Source organism: Streptomyces sp. NPDC025833, assembly GCF_055558055.1.
This window is the reverse complement of sequence record NZ_JBVHNF010000003.1, coordinates 398,388-412,354: the sequence shown is the minus strand read 5'-3', so window position 1 is coordinate 412,354 and position 13,967 is coordinate 398,388. Positions and strand designations below refer to the sequence as shown.

Annotated in this window: 30 protein-coding genes; 29 read left to right on the top strand and 1 reads right to left on the bottom strand. The window is 70.7% G+C overall.

Annotated features, from left to right (window positions below):
- The first annotated feature begins 183 nt into the window (after positions 1–183).
- From ACZ4K2_RS07210 to ACZ4K2_RS07115, 20 genes are all read left to right on the top strand, one after another.
- Complete coding sequence (locus ACZ4K2_RS07210; RefSeq protein WP_467474569.1) at positions 184–465, top strand: helix-turn-helix domain-containing protein; 282 nt, start codon at positions 184–186, stop codon at positions 463–465.
- Entirely contained in the window at positions 462–638 is a 177-nt protein-coding gene (locus ACZ4K2_RS07205) for a hypothetical protein (protein ID WP_467474568.1), read from the top strand. The genes ACZ4K2_RS07210 and ACZ4K2_RS07205 overlap by 4 nt, the downstream gene beginning before the upstream one ends.
- Before the next feature lie 96 nt (positions 639–734).
- Complete coding sequence (locus ACZ4K2_RS07200) at positions 735–1,070, top strand: hypothetical protein (RefSeq protein ID WP_467769949.1); 336 nt, start codon at positions 735–737, stop codon at positions 1,068–1,070.
- Positions 1,067–1,753, top strand: a complete 687-nt coding sequence (locus tag ACZ4K2_RS07195; protein ID WP_467474565.1) for a hypothetical protein — start codon at positions 1,067–1,069, stop codon at positions 1,751–1,753. Before ACZ4K2_RS07200 ends, ACZ4K2_RS07195 begins: the two co-directional genes overlap by 4 nt.
- Positions 1,750–2,013 (top strand): hypothetical protein, encoded by a 264-nt coding sequence (locus tag ACZ4K2_RS07190; protein ID WP_467474563.1) that lies wholly within the window; start codon positions 1,750–1,752, stop codon positions 2,011–2,013. The genes ACZ4K2_RS07195 and ACZ4K2_RS07190 overlap by 4 nt, the downstream gene beginning before the upstream one ends.
- Complete coding sequence (locus ACZ4K2_RS07185; RefSeq protein WP_467474561.1) at positions 2,010–2,381, top strand: hypothetical protein; 372 nt, start codon at positions 2,010–2,012, stop codon at positions 2,379–2,381. The genes ACZ4K2_RS07190 and ACZ4K2_RS07185 overlap by 4 nt, the downstream gene beginning before the upstream one ends.
- Positions 2,378–2,569, top strand: coding sequence for a hypothetical protein (locus tag ACZ4K2_RS07180; protein ID WP_467474559.1), 192 nt, complete (start codon positions 2,378–2,380; stop codon positions 2,567–2,569). The genes ACZ4K2_RS07185 and ACZ4K2_RS07180 overlap by 4 nt, the downstream gene beginning before the upstream one ends.
- Positions 2,566–2,799 carry a hypothetical protein gene (locus ACZ4K2_RS07175; RefSeq protein ID WP_467474557.1) on the top strand — a complete coding sequence of 78 codons (234 nt, stop codon included), beginning with the start codon at positions 2,566–2,568 and terminating at the stop codon, positions 2,797–2,799. The genes ACZ4K2_RS07180 and ACZ4K2_RS07175 overlap by 4 nt, the downstream gene beginning before the upstream one ends.
- Complete coding sequence (locus ACZ4K2_RS07170; RefSeq protein WP_467474555.1) at positions 2,796–3,074, top strand: hypothetical protein; 279 nt, start codon at positions 2,796–2,798, stop codon at positions 3,072–3,074. Before ACZ4K2_RS07175 ends, ACZ4K2_RS07170 begins: the two co-directional genes overlap by 4 nt.
- Positions 3,071–3,997 carry a YqaJ viral recombinase family nuclease gene (locus ACZ4K2_RS07165; protein ID WP_467474553.1) on the top strand — a complete coding sequence of 309 codons (927 nt, stop codon included), beginning with the start codon at positions 3,071–3,073 and terminating at the stop codon, positions 3,995–3,997. The genes ACZ4K2_RS07170 and ACZ4K2_RS07165 overlap by 4 nt, the downstream gene beginning before the upstream one ends.
- Positions 3,994–4,236, top strand: coding sequence for a hypothetical protein (locus ACZ4K2_RS07160; RefSeq protein WP_467474551.1), 243 nt, complete (start codon positions 3,994–3,996; stop codon positions 4,234–4,236). The genes ACZ4K2_RS07165 and ACZ4K2_RS07160 overlap by 4 nt, the downstream gene beginning before the upstream one ends.
- Complete coding sequence (locus ACZ4K2_RS07155; protein ID WP_467474549.1) at positions 4,233–5,114, top strand: recombinase RecT; 882 nt, start codon at positions 4,233–4,235, stop codon at positions 5,112–5,114. The genes ACZ4K2_RS07160 and ACZ4K2_RS07155 overlap by 4 nt, the downstream gene beginning before the upstream one ends.
- A 64-nt stretch (positions 5,115–5,178) precedes the next feature.
- Positions 5,179–5,931, top strand: coding sequence for an exonuclease domain-containing protein (locus ACZ4K2_RS07150; protein WP_467474547.1), 753 nt, complete (start codon positions 5,179–5,181; stop codon positions 5,929–5,931).
- Positions 5,931–6,368, top strand: a complete 438-nt coding sequence (locus ACZ4K2_RS07145) for a hypothetical protein (protein WP_467474545.1) — start codon at positions 5,931–5,933, stop codon at positions 6,366–6,368. The genes ACZ4K2_RS07150 and ACZ4K2_RS07145 overlap by 1 nt, the downstream gene beginning before the upstream one ends.
- Positions 6,365–6,589: a hypothetical protein gene (locus ACZ4K2_RS07140; protein ID WP_467474543.1), complete on the top strand. Its 225-nt coding sequence runs from the start codon at positions 6,365–6,367 to the stop codon at positions 6,587–6,589. Before ACZ4K2_RS07145 ends, ACZ4K2_RS07140 begins: the two co-directional genes overlap by 4 nt.
- On the top strand, positions 6,586–6,786 hold the full coding sequence (locus tag ACZ4K2_RS07135; RefSeq protein WP_467474542.1) for a hypothetical protein: 201 nt from the start codon (positions 6,586–6,588) through the stop codon (positions 6,784–6,786). The genes ACZ4K2_RS07140 and ACZ4K2_RS07135 overlap by 4 nt, the downstream gene beginning before the upstream one ends.
- Entirely contained in the window at positions 6,783–7,652 is an 870-nt protein-coding gene (locus tag ACZ4K2_RS07130; protein ID WP_467474540.1) for a hypothetical protein, read from the top strand. Before ACZ4K2_RS07135 ends, ACZ4K2_RS07130 begins: the two co-directional genes overlap by 4 nt.
- On the top strand, positions 7,649–8,443 hold the full coding sequence (locus ACZ4K2_RS07125) for a hypothetical protein (RefSeq protein WP_467474538.1): 795 nt from the start codon (positions 7,649–7,651) through the stop codon (positions 8,441–8,443). Before ACZ4K2_RS07130 ends, ACZ4K2_RS07125 begins: the two co-directional genes overlap by 4 nt.
- 91 nt (positions 8,444–8,534) lie before the next feature.
- Positions 8,535–8,819: a hypothetical protein gene (locus ACZ4K2_RS07120; RefSeq protein ID WP_467474536.1), complete on the top strand. Its 285-nt coding sequence runs from the start codon at positions 8,535–8,537 to the stop codon at positions 8,817–8,819.
- Positions 8,816–9,142, top strand: a complete 327-nt coding sequence (locus ACZ4K2_RS07115) for a hypothetical protein (RefSeq protein WP_467769948.1) — start codon at positions 8,816–8,818, stop codon at positions 9,140–9,142. The genes ACZ4K2_RS07120 and ACZ4K2_RS07115 overlap by 4 nt, the downstream gene beginning before the upstream one ends.
- 253 nt (positions 9,143–9,395) lie before the next feature.
- Here the strand turns inward: ACZ4K2_RS07115 and ACZ4K2_RS07110 are convergent, their stop codons facing one another.
- Entirely contained in the window at positions 9,396–9,608 is a 213-nt protein-coding gene (locus tag ACZ4K2_RS07110) for a hypothetical protein (RefSeq protein WP_467474533.1), read from the bottom strand.
- 185 nt (positions 9,609–9,793) lie between these two features.
- On the opposite strand from ACZ4K2_RS07110, the gene ACZ4K2_RS07105 reads away from it, so the two are divergent.
- From ACZ4K2_RS07105 to ACZ4K2_RS07065, 9 genes are read left to right on the top strand one after another with little or no spacing between them, the layout of a single operon-like run.
- Positions 9,794–10,669 (top strand): hypothetical protein, encoded by an 876-nt coding sequence (locus ACZ4K2_RS07105; protein ID WP_467474531.1) that lies wholly within the window; start codon positions 9,794–9,796, stop codon positions 10,667–10,669.
- The gene (locus ACZ4K2_RS07100) at positions 10,666–11,052 is read left to right on the top strand and encodes a hypothetical protein (protein ID WP_467474529.1); all 387 of its coding nucleotides are present in this window, start codon (positions 10,666–10,668) and stop codon (positions 11,050–11,052) included. The genes ACZ4K2_RS07105 and ACZ4K2_RS07100 overlap by 4 nt, the downstream gene beginning before the upstream one ends.
- Positions 11,049–11,681 carry a zinc finger domain-containing protein gene (locus tag ACZ4K2_RS07095; protein WP_467474527.1) on the top strand — a complete coding sequence of 211 codons (633 nt, stop codon included), beginning with the start codon at positions 11,049–11,051 and terminating at the stop codon, positions 11,679–11,681. Before ACZ4K2_RS07100 ends, ACZ4K2_RS07095 begins: the two co-directional genes overlap by 4 nt.
- Positions 11,678–12,079: a hypothetical protein gene (locus tag ACZ4K2_RS07090; protein ID WP_467474525.1), complete on the top strand. Its 402-nt coding sequence runs from the start codon at positions 11,678–11,680 to the stop codon at positions 12,077–12,079. Before ACZ4K2_RS07095 ends, ACZ4K2_RS07090 begins: the two co-directional genes overlap by 4 nt.
- A gap of 50 nt (positions 12,080–12,129) precedes the next feature.
- Positions 12,130–12,714 (top strand): hypothetical protein, encoded by a 585-nt coding sequence (locus ACZ4K2_RS07085; RefSeq protein ID WP_467474523.1) that lies wholly within the window; start codon positions 12,130–12,132, stop codon positions 12,712–12,714.
- Positions 12,711–13,127 carry a hypothetical protein gene (locus tag ACZ4K2_RS07080; protein WP_467474521.1) on the top strand — a complete coding sequence of 139 codons (417 nt, stop codon included), beginning with the start codon at positions 12,711–12,713 and terminating at the stop codon, positions 13,125–13,127. Before ACZ4K2_RS07085 ends, ACZ4K2_RS07080 begins: the two co-directional genes overlap by 4 nt.
- Entirely contained in the window at positions 13,124–13,432 is a 309-nt protein-coding gene (locus ACZ4K2_RS07075; RefSeq protein ID WP_467474519.1) for a zinc finger domain-containing protein, read from the top strand. The genes ACZ4K2_RS07080 and ACZ4K2_RS07075 overlap by 4 nt, the downstream gene beginning before the upstream one ends.
- Complete coding sequence (locus ACZ4K2_RS07070; protein ID WP_467474517.1) at positions 13,429–13,686, top strand: DUF4326 domain-containing protein; 258 nt, start codon at positions 13,429–13,431, stop codon at positions 13,684–13,686. The genes ACZ4K2_RS07075 and ACZ4K2_RS07070 overlap by 4 nt, the downstream gene beginning before the upstream one ends.
- Entirely contained in the window at positions 13,683–13,907 is a 225-nt protein-coding gene (locus ACZ4K2_RS07065) for a helix-turn-helix domain-containing protein (protein WP_467474515.1), read from the top strand. Before ACZ4K2_RS07070 ends, ACZ4K2_RS07065 begins: the two co-directional genes overlap by 4 nt.
- Positions 13,908–13,967 lie beyond the last annotated feature (60 nt).

Sequence of the window (13,967 nt, the reverse complement as noted above, 5' to 3'; positions counted from 1 at the left end):
TGTACCTCCCTATCTAGGGAGTAGCCACAGATTCCCTTGCTCGCAAGGGTTGTGATCAAGTCACTGACCTGCGTCAACGCAGGTCGCGGCACCAAACGAACATACGTCCACCCCGAACCGCACCCCTCCCTGGCAAGCAAGCTCCCTTGCCAGGGAGGGTTTATTCATGGCAGAGTCTCCCTCGTGAGCAAGGAACCTCCTGCTACCAGCGACGACCCTGCGCAAGAGGGGAGTGACTACGTGTTCCGCCTCAACATCACGAAGCTGCGCTACATCGCGAAGAACCACGGCGACCGCAGCGGCTACGCGATCAGCCGACGTACTGGGATCCCCGAGTCGTCCGTCTACCGCTACCTCAACGGCACGGCACAGCCTGACCTGAATTCGGCCATGCGACTCGCCGAGGCCTACGACATCGACCTTCGCACGGTCATCAAGCGCGTCCGGCTCGGCGCCGCCGCATGACCCGCGAAGAGCGCCGCGCGCTCCTCGGCGATGACGTCATTGCGCACATCCACGAGGTGGCCCACGCCGCGCCGGAGCCCACACCTGAGGTCGTGGAGATCATCCGCCGGATCTTCGCTCAGCCGCTGGAGGCGGCTCCCGCGAAGACCACGCCGGCGCCCCGCGCCGCCTGACCTACCCCATGACGCGCCGAGGGGCCGCCCGCTTTGACCGGCCTGGCGACCCCTGATCGGCGAACCTCACCCATCACAGAAAGCGAGGCCCACGCGATGGGCACATCATCGCAGACTCAACTCAGTGCGGCGATCGCGCTGACTCAGCTCTTGCAGGAGCACCCCGAACTGGCGGCGGCTCGTTGGTCGGTGGAGCGGGACGGTCTCCTGTCGGGGACGGTGGACCTGCACGCCGGCTATGACATCCGCGAGGTGCTGCGGACGTACGCCGCGGTTCTCGGTGGCACGGTCCGTGTGCACGAGTTCTCGTCGCCGGACGCGGGTCCGTCGTTGTCGGTGGCGCTGTACGCGACGTGGCGGGACGTGAAGGTCAACGTGTGGGGCACGTGCCTGGTCTCGGCGGTCTCCGCGGGCGCGGCGGTGGGGGCATGAGCGAGACGCCGATGACGCCTGACGTGGCCCGCGTGAGGCTCGCCCAGTACGGCGAGCGCACCAAGACCTGGTCGACGGCGACGTACGACAACGGGACCGAGCGGGCCCTGCACCAGATCGCGTCGACCCTGCTCGCCGAGGTGGACAGCCTGCGGGCTGAGGTCGCCGCGCTGAAGGCGGAGCGCCACTCGACGAACGAGTCCTTGTCCGAGGCGGCGGAGGCGCTGCGTACGAACCGGGACCGTCTGGCCGGGGTGGAGTCGGAGCTCGCGAAGTACGTCGGGAAGGAGCCGACGGTCGCGGAGGAGATGGCCTACCTCTCCCGGTGCATCGACTCGGTACTCGACCTCTGCAAGAAGACCGAGCAGCAGGCGGCCCGGTGGGAGGACCCGCTGCCGGTGCCCGAGTGGGTGGAGTCGGTCCGCGCGGCGGCCGAGGGTTTGGTCGAGCGGACGTCGTACCCGCCGGCGCTGCCGTGGGCGCAGCTGATGGACGACGAGGACCGGGCCGAGTTCTTGGACGAGCTGGCCGCGTCCGCTATCACCCACGCGCCCGCCGACGTGGCGCTGGCCGAGGTAGAGGCGACGTGCGGCCGGTGGCGGGCGATCGCCGAGGCCCAGCACGCCCACAACACCGCACCCGGCCCGGAGGCCTCTGTGGCCGGTGAGGGGGCCGACGAATGAGCACCGCCGTGAGTCTCGCGGACTGGCTGGCGTGCCTGTCGCTGGGTGTCGGCGCGAGTGCTGCCGTCTCTCTGCCGGTCGTCGTCTGGGCCGGCGCGGACTACTGGCTGGTGTCGGACTGGCGGGCGGTGGGTGACCGGCTGCTGGTCGAGGTGACCAACGGCCGGTATGCCGCCCGGGACGTCCGTCGCCGCGCGGCTGTGACTGTCGCTGGCCTGCTTCTCCTTCTCTCCGTTCCCACCGTCGAGGTGACCCCGTGAACCACTCGAAGAAGCCCAGCCTGTCGTTCAGCCTCGGCGCCAACGAACTCCATGGTGTGCTCCGCGTCGACCAGATCCGTACCGACACCCTCGTCCAGCTCGTCCAGCACTGGGCGGAGCCGAAGGACCGGGACGCGGTCATCGACGTGCTTGACGCGCTGGCTGAGGTGGTCTGCGGGCCGCGTGGTGAGGGCGACCTTGACGCGGCGATCGAGAAGGTCGAGGACGCTGCGGCGATGGACACCGCGCAGGTCGAGGTGTCCATCCCGGACTCGCGGCGTCTGCTGGACGAGCTGATCGTGGTGGCGCGCAGGCTGTCGCGGTTCAACCCGAAGCGTCTGCTGGCGGGTCAGCGGGGTGCGGCATGAGCGCCCGTCGTACCGCCCGCTGGGCGCTGCACTGGGCCGTCACTACCGCGGTCGCCGCGCTGGTGTCCCTGGTTGCCGCGGTCCCGTTTGCCGGGCCGGCGGCCGGCACGGCGGGGGTCCTCGCCGCGGCCGGGGTCTGCCTGGTCGGGATCGCGTGCGCACCGCACCCGGGAGGTGCGGCCCGGTGAGCAGCGCCAAGGAACGCCGCAAACGGCTCCTCCGCACCATGCGCCGCCAACCCGGCCAGTACCGCACCGGTGAGGTGATGCGCCTCTACCGCGAGAACGGATGGGGGCCGTCCCGGGCCACGGCGCGGGGTGATCTGCAGTACCTCGCCCGGCAGGGCGTGCTCGCCGAGCACGGCTCCTGGAACGACCGGTTCTACACGCTCAACGCGAGGAAGGACGGCCGCCCGTGAGCGCCGACGACACCACACAGGACAAGTTCACCGCGGTGGCCAGCCCCGTCGAGACCGCCTACGTGATCGCCGTCCACCGCGACCCCCACCCGGAGGGGCACGTCCCCGTCTCGTTCCCGCGGCTGGACATCGCCGAGTGGTCCCCGGAGGCCGCCAGCGAGTTGCTGCACGCCGACTACGGATACACGACGGCCCCGGGTAGCTACTGGCAGCCGCTGGGCGAGGGCCGGTACGGCATCCGGCTGCGCCGCACGGCGGGCGGTGATGCCGGATGACGACGTCCGTGCAGGCCGGGGCCCAGGCCCCGGCCGCCGGCCCGATCCTCGTCGGATGGTTCGAGCCGGGTAGCCCCGACTGGCACGCCGCCCGCGCGCAAGGTATCGGTGGCAGCGAGATCGCCGCCGTCCTCGGTCTCTCCCCGTACGAGTCCCGGTTCTCCCTCTGGCACCGCAAGCAGGGGCTGATCGGGCCGGTCGAGGAGAGCCCGCAGATGCGGTGGGGGAAGAAGCACGAGCCCACCATCTGCTCGGAGTTCGCCGAGCTGCACCCGGAGTGGATCGTCCACAACTCCGCGACGTACACGGCGGCCGGTAGGCCGTGGCAGATCGCCAACCCGGACCGGCTGCTGTACACGCCTGGGACGGACGAGCCGGCTTCCCTGCTGGAGGCGAAGACCGCCTACGACGATGAGGGCTGGGGTGAGGAAGGCACCGACCAGATCCCGGTCTGGTATCGGACGCAGTGCCTCTGGTACCTCGACGTTCTCGGTCTGGCCACCTGCCACGTTGCCGTGTTGGTCGGGCTGTCGGACTACCGCGAGTACGTCGTCCAGTACGACGAGACCGAGGCGCGGCTGCTGCGGGATGCGGCGGCCCGGTTCATGGACGACCTCGCCCGCGATGTGCGCCCGGACATCGATGGTCACTCCGCGACCTACCAGGCCATTCGTGAGATACCCGAGGGTCTTGACCTGGTCGACGTCGAGATCCCCACCAGGTTGCGCGACCGCTTCCACGCGGCGCAGGACGCGGCCTGGCTGGCGGAGGACGAGCTGACTGTCTGCAAGGGCTTGCTGCTGGATGCGATCGGCACCGGCCAGCGCGCTGTCTGCGAGCGGCAGCGGATCGCAACCCGCACGGTCCGCGATGGCTCCACCTACCAGCTTCTCCCTGCCAGGAACCGAAGGAACGCCCGATGACCGAAGCCGAGCAGCTCCTCATCGCGGCCGCTGACCTGACCAGGCGAGCCGACAGTTGCGAGAAGGCGCAGCACGAAGTGTCGCTTCCAACCGATCTCGTCGCCACCGTCGCCTACTTCCTCGAAACGTGCGGCCGCATCGTCGCCCGAGCAGGCGGCATCCGTGCCACCGGCCCGAACGAGGGCCTCATCGAACACGCCCACGACATCGCCCGCGTCCACCTCGGAGAGAACCGATGACCGAGAACACCGTCAGCAACGCCGTCGCCGTCCGCGACAACGGCCCCGGCGCCATGGTCGAGCAGTACCGCGAGGAGTACGCCGCGCTCGTCCCCTCCCACGTCAACGCCGACCAGTGGGTCCGGCTCGCCGTCGGCGCCATCCGCGGCAACCGGGACCTGGAGCAGGCCGCCAAGACCGACATCGGGGTCTTCCTGCGGGAGCTGAAGACCGCCGCCCGGCTCGGCCTGGAGCCCGGCACCGAGCAGTTCTACCTGACCCCGCGGAAGTCGAAGGCCCACCGCGGCCAGAAGATCATCAAGGGGATCGTCGGCTACCAGGGCATCATCGAGCTGATCTACCGAGCCGGCGCCGTGTCCTCCGTCGTCGTCGAGACCGTCCGCCAGCGTGACACCTTCCGGTATGTCATCGGCAGCGACGAGCGTCCTGTCCATGACGTCGACTGGTTCGGCGGCGACCGCGGCGACCTCGTCGGCGTGTACGCCTACGCGATCATGAAGGACGGCGCCACCAGCAAGGTCGTCATCCTCAACCGCGCCCAGGTCATGCAGGCCAAGGCCAAGTCCGACGGCCGCAACAGCGAGTTCTCCCCGTGGAACACCAACGAGGAAGCCATGTGGCTGAAGACGGCCGCCCGCCGCCTCGCCAAGTGGGTCCCGACCTCCGCCGAGTACATGCGTGAGCAGCTCCGCGCGCAGGCCGAGGTCGCCGCCGAGCAGTCCGCCGCCTTCGCCCCGGCGCTCCCGCAGCCGCAGGCGGACATCCCGGACGACGGCGACGACGCCATGGACGACGAGGGGCCGATCGACGCGGAGTTCGTGGACGACGAGCCCGGCCGGCAGTCCTGGCCGAACGTCACCCAGCCGCCCGCCCAGTAGCCCGCACACAGTTCGGCCGCCCCCGCGGGCAGTGCGGGGGCGGCCCCTCCAAGGAGATCACAGCATGGAGCAGACCCACACCAGCGCGCCGCCGTGGTACCTCGGCCGGCTCGTCGGTTTTGACATCGAGTCCACCGGTGTCAGCCCGGAGCGCGACCGCATCGTCACCGCCTGCGTCGTCCAGGTCGGTGGCAACGTCCCGGCCGCGCCGGCCGAGTGGCTGGCCAACCCGGGCGTCGACATCCCGGAGGCGGCCGCGCGCCTACACGGCATCACCACGGAGAAGGCCCGCGCCGAAGGCCGCCCGGCAGGGGAAGTCGTCGAGCAGGTCGTCACCGCACTGACCGCGGTCGTCCTCTCGGGCATCCCGGTCGTTGCGATGAACGCCGCATACGACCTGACCATGCTCGACCGGGAGGCCCGCCGGCACGGCGTCCGGCCGCTCGCCGACATCGTCGGTACGGACCTGCGGGTCGTTGACCCGTTTGTCCTGGATAAGCACGTCGACCCGTACCGGTCCGGCAAGCGGACGCTGACGGACTTGTGCCGCCACTACCAAGTCGCGCTGGACAGTGCGCACAACGCGACTGCGGACGCGGTCGCCGCATGCCGGGTGGCGTGGCGGATCGCTTCCACCCGTGGCGAGATCGGCAACGCCACCCTGGATGAGTTGCACGCCATGCAAATCGAGTGGGCGCGCGAGCAGGCCGAGTCGCTCGCGAAGTACTTCCGACACACCCCCGGCAAGGAGGACCGCGCGGCCACGGTGCGCGGCGACTGGCCGCTGATCCCGGCGCAGCGTGGGGGTGAGGCGTGATGTTCGGACTCGTCACTCGGCGCCGCCACGAGGAGGAACTCGCCGCGGTCCGCGCTGAGGTCGAGAGTCAGCAGGCTGGCGCCGCCGACGCTGCTGGCCGGGTGGCTGAGGCGGAGTTCCGGTGTGAGCAGTTGGTGCGGCGGCTCGCTGAGGCGGATGCCGCGAACCGTCGGCTGCACGGCCGGAACCAGGAGCTGGGCGAGCGGATCTCCGTGCTGGCTGAGGCGGACCCGGAGTACGCCGCGGCGCTGGAGCGGCGCGTGGCCCGGTTGGGCAAGGTCGGCGCCCGTGTCCTCGCCGCGTGGGCTGCGGAGAAGCGGCGCGCGGACCAGCTCCAGGCCCGCCTGGACGACGCTCTCGGGCTGAACACCGCTGCGGTCCTCGACGGCAGCCGGTGGCAGCACACCCGCCCGGACAGGAAGGGGCTCGTGTCGTGATCCGTAAGACCATCCGACGGCTTCCCGCGCCGCTGCGGATCGCCGCGCAGATCCTCGCCCCGACTGGTCAGCATCGCGCCCGCCCGCACGGCGCGATCGTCGCCACCGAGTTCGTCACCTGCACCCCGTGCGGCGGGGTGCAGACCGCGGCCACCCGGCACGGGGACATCGTCCGCTGCGCGGAGGGCCACGAGCAGCCCGGGCCGGAGGCCGGCTCGTGAACACCGTCATCGGCTTCGTGCTGTGGATCCTCCCCGGCGTGATCTTCAACGTGACCGTTCTGGGCCTCGTCCTCGCGGCCAGTCTGCTCGCCCGCCAGGTCCACGAGGGCCGTATCCGCCGCAGCGTGCGACGCCTTGAAACCCAACTCAGCAACCCGACCGCCTCCACCCACTACTCCCGGAAGGAGAAGCCGTGAGCTCCAACCCCGCCAAGGGGCCACTCATCGACGCCGAGCCCGCCCGCCGCCACGTCCGCAACCTCATGGCTGCCGGCGTCTCCGTCCAGCGGATCGCCCAGCACGCCGGCATCGGCTTCGCCGTCGTCAGCAGCCTCCTCTACACCCGCGGTCCGGGCCGCGGTCCCACCCAGAAGATCCGCCTCTACAACGCCCGGCAGATATTCAGCGTCCGCGCCGAGAACGTCGTCACCCACTACGTCGACCCCACCGGAACGCATCGTCGACTCCAGGCCCTCATGGCGAACGGCTGGCCGCAGCTCCGCCTCGGCCCCTACATCGGCCGGCACCCGGTGTACGTCAACCAGCTCCTCGCCCAGCCTCGCATCTACGGCATCACCGCGCTGGCCGTGGCCGCTGCCTACGACCGGCTGTGGAACCAGGACCCCCGTCAGCACGGCGTGCGGGTCGGCACCTGGAAGAAGGTCGTCGGTGTCGCCCGTACCCACGGCTGGGCGCCGCCCGGCGCTTGGGATGACGACACCATCGATGACGCCAACGCGCACCCGGAGTGGACCGGGTTCTGCGGTACCGACCGCGGCTGGTGGACGCACAAGGTCAACGAGATTCCGGTGTGCGTCCGCTGCGAGCAGGCCCATAGCTCGTGGCTGGCTGAGCGCAGGGATCTGCCCGCTCCGGATCGGTTCCGACAGATGGCGCTTGCCAAGGGGGCTGCGTCGAATCGCGGTGCCTGCATCGCCCATGATGCCCGCGAGTTGATGCGGGTCAGTGGTCTCGACTGCGAGCAAGCCGCCGAGCGCCTCGGTATCACCCGCCAGTACCTGCAGCAGGAACTGCTTCGTCACCCCGAGGCGGTGGCCGCATGAGCGCGCGTCCCCACGGTTACGCCCGCTACCGGCTCGACGGCTGCCGCTGCTACACCTGCGGCTGGGCTCGCGCGCAGTACGACGACAACCGGCAGCGCGCTATCCAGCGCGGCACCTGGCAGCCCTACGTGGACGCCGAGCCCGTCCGCGTTCACATCCGGCACCTCCGAGAGTGTGGCATGGGGCTCCGCGCCATCGCTGCCGCGGCCCAGGTTCACCGCAGCCGTCTGGCGGCCATAGTCAACGGCCGCGCCGATCGAGGAACCGGCCCGCAGGAAAAGGTACGGCCTGCCGTCGCCGCCGCGGTCCTCGCCGTCGAACCCACCCTGAAGAACCTCGCCCCGTCCACGCTGATCAACCCGGTCGGCACCCGCCGCAGGCTGCAGGCCCTCGTCGCCGGCGGCTGGCCGCAGCAGCACCTCGCCGACCGGCTCGGCATGACCCCCAGCAACTTCGGTGAGATGTTCCGGCGCGATCACGTTCTCGTCCGCCGTGCGCTCCAGGTGCGCGCCCTGTACGACGAGCTGTGGTGCGCAGACCCCACCGAGCACGGGGCGACCGCGGCCGGTGTCACCCGGGCCCGGAAGACGGCGGCGGCCAACGGCTGGGCCCCGGTCGGCGCCTGGGACGACGACACCGTCGATGACCCGGCGGCCTTCCCTGACTGGACCGGGTTCTGTGGCACCCCGACAGGCGTGAGCATTCACCGCCGGATCGATGTTCCCACCTGCCAGCCGTGCCGGGACGCCTTGTCCGCGCAACGACGCGAGCAGCGGCAGGCCGCCGCGTGACCGCGGGCCGCCGGCCGTGCGGCTGGCGGCCCGCCCGCCCCGGCACAGGCGTCGTGCCGATCTACCGCTACCGGTGAAAGGACCCCACCCCATGAAGAACACCCGCCGATTCACCGCCGCTGTTCTCGCCGGCGCCGCCGCCGTCGGCCTGCTGGCCGGCTGCTCGAAGTGGTCGGAGCCGTTCAAGGACGCGCCCCGCTCGGGTCACGACAACGGCAGCCCGGCCGACGTGATCCGCATGCCTGACGGTTTCTCCAACGCGGCCACGAAGTGCGACCACGGCAATCGGGTGTACATCGCCTACCACGGTGACGCGAAGTACGCCGCGATCGCGGTGGTCGCGGCGGACCCGACGTGTGCGGGTGGGCAACGGTGACCGCGGCGATACAGCCGGCCTTGGACGGCAGCGTTCCGGCGCCGGTCCTCGACTTCCACTCGTGGTGCGACCGCGTGCGGCCCGCATTCGTGGCGGCCGCCCGGACCGGCCGCCGGTTCACGACCTATGAGGTTGCCGCGGACAACGACCTGCCGGAGCCGCCGAACCCGCGCGCGGACTGGGGGAACTTCACGCAGGCCCTCGTTCGGGACGGGCTGCTGGAGCACTGCGGGTTTGACCGGTCCAGCCGGCCGACGGGCGAGAAGAGCGCCGTGGCCGTGTGGAGAGGCACCCGCGCCGCGCAGGCCGGGCGGGTCGCGTGATGGCCGCCCGCTCCTGGCGTCCGAACGGGCCCGGCAGTTTCCAAGCTCCGGCCGGGGTCCGCGCGGTCACTGACCGGGCTGGGCGCCGCTGGTCGAAGCGGGGTGCCCGGTGGACGGCGACCGGCAGCCACTTCATCCGCTGGCGGGTCCTCGTCGCCGAGCACGGGCCGGTCACCGAAGCCGACGCCTGACGCATGCAGCAGAGCCCCGCACCAGCACGGTGCGGGGCCCGGAGGAGGGAGGGGATATGCGATCAGAGGATGTCGTGGTCAGCGGGTTCGTCGCTGAGGTGCTTGAGCCGACGCTCCATGGCCTGCTTCTTTCGCCAGGCGTTGACGCGGGCGTGCGCGTGCCGGCGCAGGTCGTCGGCTCGCGACGTGCCCTCCGCCTCGCACAGCTCCCCGTATGCGGCCCAGGTCGCGTCGTCGATACGGACCATGCGGCCGGGGGTTCCCTTCGTCGTCATGTCGACAGGGTAGCTGACCTCTCACCCGCTACACACCCCCTGCTTCATGACCGTATGCCGAATGTATTGCGGGTGACTATACACCCCGGGGTAGAATCAGAGGCAGGCAAGGCGCTCGAACTGCCGCCCTGATCAGGGGCGTTCATCGACATGCCCTGACCAGCACAGACACGAAATGAGATCCAGTGAGCCTCGACGCGCAGGACTGGGTGTGGGAGCACTCCGCTGCCAAGAACACCCCGCGACTCGTACTGCTGGCCATCGCCGACAAGGCGAGCGGGTCCGACGTCTCGGCCTACGCCGGCACCACCTTCCTGATGCGCCGAGCCAACGCGTCCCGCACCGCCGTGATCACGGCGGTCGACACGCTCCTCAAATCGGGCGAGCTGGAGATCGTAGAGGGCAAGAAGGGCCCGCACGGCGAGACCCGCTACCGCATCCCCGGCGCCAAGGGTCACACCCGCAAGGGGGGTACGGAATCCGTACCGGTACAGAATCCGAACCGGTCCGGAAAGAAGACCCCGGGGGGTGCGGAATCCGTACCGGGGGGGTCCACATTCCGCACCGGCAGGGGTTCAGAATCCGTACCCCATAACGCAGTAAACGCAGAACACACAGATACAACGCAGAAGAGGGAGCAGCCCGGCTCACAGTCGCAGGCAGCGGCCGCCCCTGTCGACGCTTTCGCGCCCTCCCCGATCGAGGTCGACGGCTTCCATCTGAACGACGCCATGCGCCGCTGGGCCCACGCCACCTACCCCGGCCTCGACGTCGACCACTCCACCGCCCAGTTCGTCTCCCACTACCGATCGACTGGTGCCCGCCGGAAGTCGTGGCCGGATGCCTGGCAGAAGTGGATCCGCGACGACGCCAAGAGGGCAGCCGAGCGCGGCCACATCGGCAGCAACCTCCCCGCGGCCCCCGGCCGGAACGTCATCCCCTTCGCCGGCCGCCAGCAGGCCCAGCAGTCCGAGACCGACGCCTGGTTCGAGCGCTCCATGGCCCGCGCGAAAGCCCGAGACGAAGCCGCGGCCCGCCACACCCAGGAAGGAACCGCATGAGCCCCCGCCAAGGCCAGTCCCACGACCGGGCCTTCACCACCGAAACGCTCCAGGAGAAAGCCGACCGTATCCGCCGCGAGCAGGGCCTGCCGCCCGAGGAAGAGGAAGGCCCCCAGCCGTGCCACTGGTACGACGACGGCCGCGGCGGACGCTTCCTCATCCCCGGCTGCATGACCCGCGTCATCACCCCCGAGATCGACCAGTGCTCCTGCAAGTCGATTGAGGAACAGCTCGCGGACGCCCGCGAGGAGATCGCCAGCCTGAAGCAGGCCCGCGACAGCCTTCAGACGTGGCACGACCACATCACCCGCGCGGTCTACGACCACCCCGACGGCGTGAAGATCATGAAGCGGGCCGCCGACCGAGCGGGGATCGGCCGATGAACAGCCAGGAAGCCACGGTCCTCTGCCGCTACGTGCGGGCCCTGTGCCCCCAGCAGAAGTTCGACGAGTTCACCGCAGACGCCTGGGGTGACGTCCTCAAGCCCTACACCCTGAACGACGCCCAGCAGGCCGCCGCCCGCGTGGCCCGCCGACAGCCGTTCGTCGCGCCAGCCGAAATCGCCGCCGAGATCAGCACCATCCGCGCCGAACGCACCCACGACTTCCGGTACGAGCCCCCGCCCGGCGACCGGGACCCGAACTACATCGCCAACTACCGGGCCCAGCTCGAAGCCACCGGCGACGGCTACCGGCCTCCGGTCATAGATCAGCCCGCGCTCCCCGCCCGGCCGGTGGCTGAGCTCGTGAAGAGCTTCGCGGACGCCATCCCGAAGCCCCCCGAACGCGACGCGCCTGAGCCGGTGCCGGCTGTCCGTCGTCCCGGACCGCTTGGTCGGGAGTGCCCGACCTGCCATGCCGCGGTCGGCCGCCCGTGCCGTACGAACCGCGGCCGGGAGCGTGATCCGCATGAGTCTCGTGAGGCCGCCGCTCGTGGCCGCCGGCACGACCCGGCCGCCGAGGAAGCCCGCCGTAAGGAAGCCTCCCGCCACCTCACCGAGGAGCCCGCATGACCCGAGGAGCCGGCCGCTCCCGCGGCTACCGCGCGCAAGACTCCGCCCTCCGCCCCGGCAAGGTCGTCGTCCCCTTCGGCGAGAACACGAACATCTGCCCCGCCTGCCGCCAGCACAAGCACAACGCCTGCTGGGCCCACACCGCCGCCCTCGGCATCGGCGGGGAACCCGGATGCCCCTGCGGCTGCCACGTCCCCCTCGACGAGCCCCTCATGACCGACGAGGCCATCGACGACATGGCCGCCCACGGGCTCCTCGCTGAGCACGTCAAGTTCCAGACCGCGATGGCCCTGCGTTCTTCCCTGGCCATCCACTACCCGGAGGTCTGCCGGCGCTGCGCCGCCCGTGAAGCGACCCGCGCCGACCAGCAGACCGAACTCCCACTCGGCGACGCATGACCGCCCACCGCCCACCCAGCGCCACCGGCCCGCATACAGGAGACCGCCCGATGACCGGCTTTCAGCCCCTCGTCACCGAATCCGACCTCGCTGCCTGGCTGATACGCGAGTTCGGCCCCGAGATCCGGGACGACTACGACACCGCCAACCGGCTCCTCGGCAGCTTCGACTTCATTGCGAGGAATGGCCTCAGCCTGAACAACCGGCACCGCCTCGCCAGCATCATCGCCTCCACCCCCAGCCTCGACGGTCCGTTCGGTCCCGTCGACACCGGGCAGGCGGCGAAGACGCTGCACGCCGCGTACCGGATCACCCGCAAGCCCGCCGACCACGCCAGGCTCCACGTCGACCTGCCCATGCCCGTCGTCGTGTCCCGGCACCAGTGCCCGTTCTGCCGCCGCTTCACCCGCGCCGACCAGCAGGCCGTCCGCGACCACATGACCCGCTGCTGGTCCAACCCCCGGCTCCGCTGCTGCAAGACCTGCGTCCACCACCAGGACGCCGGCCCCTACGACGACGAGTCCTGCACCCACCCCGACGGCCCCGAGTACGAGCAGTACCGGTTCCCCGTCCTCCACTGCCCCCTCTGGCAGCACCGCGACGCCAGCCAGCCGCACACCGAGGAGACCGCATGAACGCCGCCGTCCGTCCGCTCCGGGAGTACGCCCACCCGTACTACTGCGCCGAGGGCAACTTTTATAAGGCAGGCCAGCACCTCACTTACGGCTCGTGGGCCGAGTTCCACGCCGAGTGGGGCGACCTGGATGACGACCTCAACGCCGTTTTCCGCTGGGACTGGAAGACCCCCGACCCCGCCGACTACTGCCCGGCCGACTGCAACGGACACGACGACGGCGGCTGCGACGAGATGCCGGAACCCGCCCTGCACGTGTACTGGGTGCTCCAGCGCAAGGCCATCCTCCGTTCCACCGAGTGCCCCGTCACGAAGGCCGACGAGCCCGCGATCCGCGAGTGGCTGACCCGCAAGGCCCGCTACATCGCTGCGATCTGGGAGCCGCTGCTCGACGGGACGGAGGCAGCCCGATGACCCGCCAGCCCGGCGCCCCCATGCCCGCGAGCCTCCGCGCCCTCATCCACAGCACCGCCACCCACCCCGCGCGCACCATCGCCTGCCCCCACTGCCACGCACCCGCCGGCCGACCCTGCACCCTCCGCACCACCGGCCAAGCCTTGCCCAAGCCGCACCCCCAGCGCGTCAGCACCTGGGCGCAGCAGACCGCCGTCTGCCCCGAATGCCAGACCACCCCCGGCAGCCCCTGCCACGACGACGGCCGCCCCCGCACCACCGTCCACGACCGCCGCTACGCCGAAGCACAGGAGACCGCAGCATGACCGTGTCGCTCTGCAAGCACAGCTTCCCCGTCCAGCCCCCGCATGGCAGCCTCGCCAGCCTCCACCTCCTCCGCGGCAAGGACCTCGCCTGCACCTGCCCCCTCGACCGGGCCTGCCACGCAGTAGTTCTTCTGCACCGGGCCAACATGCCGCCCGCCGAACTCGCCGCGTGGATCACCGTCGTCCGCGCCCGCGTCGACCGACAGCGCACCGCCCGCGGCGAACAGCCCATGTACACCCAACCCGCCCCGTGAGCGCCTGGCATCGGGCCCGCAAGACCTGGTCGACCGCGGACGACTCCGACATCGAGTTCGTCGTCCGTGACCGGCTCCCCGACTGGGGGCTGACCCGACTCGGACGCCGTACCGCCGCCCGCCGGCTCAGCGAACGCGATGCCACCCCCGAGGAGATCGCCGAACTGATCGGCGTTACTCCCCGCACCGTCTACCGGTGGCGCGCCGAAGACGCCGCCTGACCCCGCGGCAGCACCTGACCACGACAGCCACCCCACCACCTGACCTTGAAGGAGACCCCC